General features: G+C 54.3%; 1 protein-coding gene. It reads right to left on the reverse strand.

Annotation, left to right across the window (positions count from 1 at the left end):
• Window positions 1-330 precede the first annotated feature (330 nt).
• On the reverse strand, window positions 331-765 hold the full coding sequence (locus VKV18_RS05245; RefSeq protein WP_324203174.1) for a hypothetical protein: 435 nt from the start codon (window positions 763-765) through the stop codon (window positions 331-333).
• Between the last annotated feature and the right edge of the window lie 485 nt (window positions 766-1,250).

A 1,250-nucleotide genomic window follows, 5' to 3' on the forward strand; every position in this document is an offset into this window, starting at 1 on the left:
GTGTCACCTATGAAATCGATGACGAAGGCACCGTTCAGGCTGACGGGGGTTGTGGTCGCGATGAAAACCACCGCCTCACAAGCATCACCTCAAGCCCAAGGCTAACTGCCAAGAGGACAGCACCAACCCATTGGCCGACCACAATCCCTACAACCAAGTAGATCACGGCTGCGATGATACCGAGCAGACTCCAGAGGAACGCCCCCCGTGGTCTGTCCATTCCGTGATACATTCGTCCGATCTGAAAAGATCCCCACGAGTACACTAGGCCCCCTATAGTCTCGTGAGAAGACAAGAAGTTCACAATTGAATCGAACATCTCGATCACCCTTAGAACGGAGATGGAACATCCGGTACCGGGTGCGCTACGGCAGTGCATGTCTGGTGAGCTGAGATATCTGCCACGGTAGCGGCACCTACGCCAATTGGGCCAGCGGTTTCAGCGAACCCGAGGATTTTGCTCGCTAATGAGCTAAGAAGTTTCGCCAGCGGACTGGCGATCGAAATTGCAGTTCCGTTGACAACTGAAGGGATAGCTGAGTTTGTCGCGACCTTTTTCAATCCGTTAAGCGCCACGAGTTTGCCACCGGTAAGGACCACATTTTCTACCGTGCTCTTACCTGGATTTGGCCCCCATCCCGGAGCCATGGAAAGCACGCTTCCAAACTCGACTACCTTGCCGGGTGTTGATTCGTAAAAGCTATTGATACAAGCCTGCTGTTTATCGGCGATATCTTGAAACACGCTCTTTGGGGGAGTTACCATCCCCGCCTCCGTCACTGCTGGCGGAGGGGCTGTTGGCGCCGACTGCTGGGTGTCTGATAGCCGGCTCGGGAGAGAGACGAAAATCGGCATCACGTCTGGAGGCGCTGACGCCGTCACCGTAACGCTGCCGCCGAAGCCGCCTTCGTAACATGCTCCATTCTCATCTTCCACTGCATTACCCTCCGCATCAAACGTGCACATCCCCAACGGATCCACCAGCGCTGATGCCAATCATTTTAAAGAACCTGCTATCCCCGCCAGGACTGCTTTGCCCACACGCTGCAAAAAGTTGATACAACGTATGTTTCGTCTCTGTCTTTGGGGCAACCTCCGCGATCAATCTTGCGTCTTTACGTTCCGCAGCAGAAGAAATGCTATAACGGCGAAGCCGAAGCATGCTGCACCCATTGACCACTGGTGGAAGACAGTCGCGCCGATAAAACACCGAACCGCAATGATGCTTGCTACACCTCCTGCTACGCTCT

Source organism: Chthonomonas sp. (assembly GCF_035294505.1).
Classification (GTDB): Bacteria; Armatimonadota; Chthonomonadetes; order Chthonomonadales; family Chthonomonadaceae; genus Chthonomonas.

Bases quoted from the DNA above. Each gene is read 5' to 3' on its own strand.
- VKV18_RS05245 (WP_324203174.1), bottom strand. From the start codon at position 765: ATGGTAACTCCCCCAAAGAGCGTGTTTCAAGATATCGCCGATAAACAG.